The organism is Jezberella sp., assembly GCF_964834465.1.
This window is the reverse complement of record NZ_CBAZRM010000046.1, coordinates 1-3,067: the sequence shown is the minus strand read 5'-3', so window position 1 is coordinate 3,067 and position 3,067 is coordinate 1. Positions and strand designations below refer to the sequence as shown.

The 3,067-nt window shown below is 51.0% G+C and carries 3 protein-coding genes and 1 pseudogene; all 4 read right to left on the bottom strand.

From position 1 onward, the window contains the following. Window positions 1–148: GTP-binding protein (locus tag AC1W8Y_RS15020; protein ID WP_482014421.1), on the bottom strand; the 148-nt coding region annotated here is incomplete at its 3' end. 18 nt (window positions 149–166) lie between these two features. After that, the gene (gene fusA / locus AC1W8Y_RS15015) at window positions 167–2,269 is read right to left on the bottom strand and encodes an elongation factor G (RefSeq protein WP_482015298.1); all 2,103 of its coding nucleotides are present in this window, start codon (window positions 2,267–2,269) and stop codon (window positions 167–169) included. 15 nt (window positions 2,270–2,284) lie between these two features. Beyond that, window positions 2,285–2,755 (bottom strand): 30S ribosomal protein S7, encoded by a 471-nt coding sequence (rpsG, locus tag AC1W8Y_RS15010; protein ID WP_482015297.1) that lies wholly within the window; start codon window positions 2,753–2,755, stop codon window positions 2,285–2,287. A 161-nt stretch (window positions 2,756–2,916) separates the two neighbouring features. Continuing rightward, window positions 2,917–3,067: pseudogene (rpsL, locus tag AC1W8Y_RS15005) on the bottom strand (30S ribosomal protein S12); the annotation flags it as partial.

Genomic DNA, 3,067 nt, shown 5'->3' with positions numbered 1-3,067 from the left:
TCTGCGCATAGCCTTTTGCTTCGCCACCAAACTTCTTCGAGAGAACCGTGGTGATTGCTGCGGTCAGAGTGGTCTTGCCGTGGTCAACGTGGCCGATGGTGCCAACGTTGACGTGGGGCTTGGTACGTTCGAACTTTTCTTTTGCCATGATTTTTCCTGTAACTAATTATTTGCCGCGAGCTGCGATGATTTCATCAGCAACGTTTTTAGGTGCTTCGGAATAATGCTTGAACTCCATGGTGTAGGTCGCACGACCCTGCGTGAGAGAACGCAAGTTAGTCGAGTAACCAAACATCTCAGCAAGAGGCACTTCGGCCTTAATGACCTTACCACCACCGACCATGTCGTCCATCCCCTGCAACATGCCACGACGTGAGGATAAATCACCCATCACAGTACCGGCATAGTCCTCTGGTGTCTCTACTTCAACAGCCATCATCGGCTCAAGAAGAACTGGGCTAGCCTTACGCATGCCGTCTTTAAAGGCCATTGAAGCAGCCATACGGAACGCGTTTTCGTTCGAGTCAACGTCGTGATATGAACCGAAGAACAAAGTCGCCTTGACGTCAACAACAGGATAACCAGCAAGGATACCAGCGGGCAAGGTTTCTTCGATCCCCTTATTCACTGCAGGGATGTATTCACGGGGAACAACACCACCCTTGATCGCATCCACAAACTCATACCCACCGCCTGGTGGCAACGGTTCTAATTTCAGCACCACGTGACCGTACTGACCACGACCGCCCGACTGCTTAACGAATTTGCCTTCGATTTCTTCGCATACTTTGCGGATCGTTTCGCGATAGGCAACCTGTGGTTTACCCACATTGGCCTCAACGCTGAACTCACGCTTCATACGGTCGACGATGATTTCGAGGTGAAGTTCGCCCATCCCTGAAATAATGGTCTGACCCGACTCTTCATCCGTACGGACACGGAAAGATGGATCTTCCTGTGCCAGACGCGACAAAGCAAAACCCATTTTTTCTTGGTCAGCTTTTGTCTTAGGCTCAACCGCCTGCGAAATCACGGGCTCGGGGAAGATCATTCGCTCAAGCATGATGTGCGCATCGATATCACAAAGTGTTTCGCCCGTGGTCACGTCTTTTAAGCCGACAACGGCGGCGATATCGCCTGCAACAACTTCTTTGATCTCTTCACGGTTATTCGCGTGCATCTGCAGAATACGACCGATACGCTCTTTCTTACCCTTGATTGGGTTGTAAATGGTATCGCCGGATTTCAGAATGCCAGAATAAACACGAACGAACGTCAATTGACCGACGTAAGGATCCGTCATCAACTTGAAGGCCAAGGCAGAAAACTTTTCACTGTCTTCTGCTTTACGGCTGGTTTCCGTACCGTCATCAAGCTCACCTTTCACGGGTGGAATATCCACCGGTGATGGCAGGTACTCGATCACTGCGTCGAGCATACGCTGAACGCCTTTGTTTTTGAACGCAGTCCCGCACAGCATTGGCTGAATCTCGCACGCAATCGTACGCGTGCGGATGCCAAGCTGAATTTCTGCTTCAGTCAGATCGCCAGCTTCCAGATATTTATCCATCAGCTCTTCTGACGACTCCGCAGCCGCTTCGACCATTTTCTCACGCCATTCTTTGGCCGACTCAACGAGCTCAGCTGGAATGTCGCCGTATTCGAATTTAATACCTTGGCTCGCTTCGTCCCAGATGATCGCCTTCATTTTAATAAGGTCAACAACACCCTGGAAGTTTTCTTCAGCGCCGATAGGAATCACGACAGGCACCGGATTCGCACGCAAACGAGTCTTCAACTGGTCGTAGACCTTGAAGAAGTTCGCGCCGGTACGGTCCATCTTATTGACGAAGGACAACCGCGGCACTTTATATTTGTTCGCTTGGCGCCAAACAGTTTCTGACTGGGGCTGAACACCACCCACAGCACAGTAAACCATGCAGGCGCCATCCAGCACGCGCATCGACCGTTCGACTTCAATGGTGAAGTCAACGTGGCCGGGGGTATCAATCACATTGATACGGTGCTCTGGATATTGCGCAGCCATACCACTCCAGAAGGCGGTAGTCGCCGCTGAAGTGATCGTGATACCGCGCTCTTGTTCTTGCTCCATCCAGTCCATGGTGGCTGCGCCATCATGCACTTCGCCAATCTTGTGATTGACACCGGTATAGAACAGGATACGTTCTGTGGTTGTGGTCTTCCCTGCGTCAATGTGGGCAGAGATACCGATGTTGCGGTAGCGCTCGATCGGGGTTTTACGGGCCATGGTTGAGTCCTTAGATTACCAACGGAAATGACTGAATGCTTTGTTAGCATCCGCCATCTTGTGCGTGTCATCGCGCTTTTTCATGGCAGCGCCGCGGCCTTCTGCTGCATCAAGCAGCTCGCCAGCTAAACGCAAATCCATTGATTTTTCACCGCGCTTTTTCGCAGCTTCGCGCAACCAGCGCATAGCCAGTGCCAAACGACGGACCGGACGAACCTCGACCGGAACTTGATAATTGGCACCACCCACGCGGCGGCTTTTTACTTCGACAATCGGCTTGATGTTATTGATGGCCAAGTTAAAAACCTCAATCGGCTCTTTACCAGTCTTGACCTGAACCTGCGCGAGCGCACCGTAGACAATACGCTCAGCCACGGCTTTCTTGCCGGACAACATCACAACGTTCATAAATTTTGCGAGCTCTACGCTACCGAACTTAGGATCGGGCAGAATATCGCGCTTGGGAACTTCACGACGACGGGGCATTTCAATTCCTTGTGTCTATTCAGGCGGGCCTCAGTCTTGCTGTGCCCTAAAGCAACCATGTTGGTTACTTCCTTACGATTCTAGGTTGTGACCATCACAACCCGTTGCACTATTCATGTTTAACACTACTGCAATACATTTTTATGACGGCAAAAAGGGCATTAGCCTTTTGCTTGTTTCGGGCGCTTTGCACCGTATTTAGAACGAGATTGCTTCCGATCTTTAACGCCTTGCAGATCGAGCGAACCACGAACAATGTGATAACGAACACCTGGCAAATCTTTTACGCGACCGCCGCGCACAAGCACCACT

Excerpts from the sequence above, each read along its gene's own strand:
- fusA (WP_482015298.1), bottom strand. The coding sequence starts at position 2,269 with ATGGCCCGTAAAACCCCGATCGAGCGCTACCGCAACATCGGTATCTCT.
- rpsG (WP_482015297.1), bottom strand. The coding sequence starts at position 2,755 with ATGCCCCGTCGTCGTGAAGTTCCCAAGCGCGATATTCTGCCCGATCCT.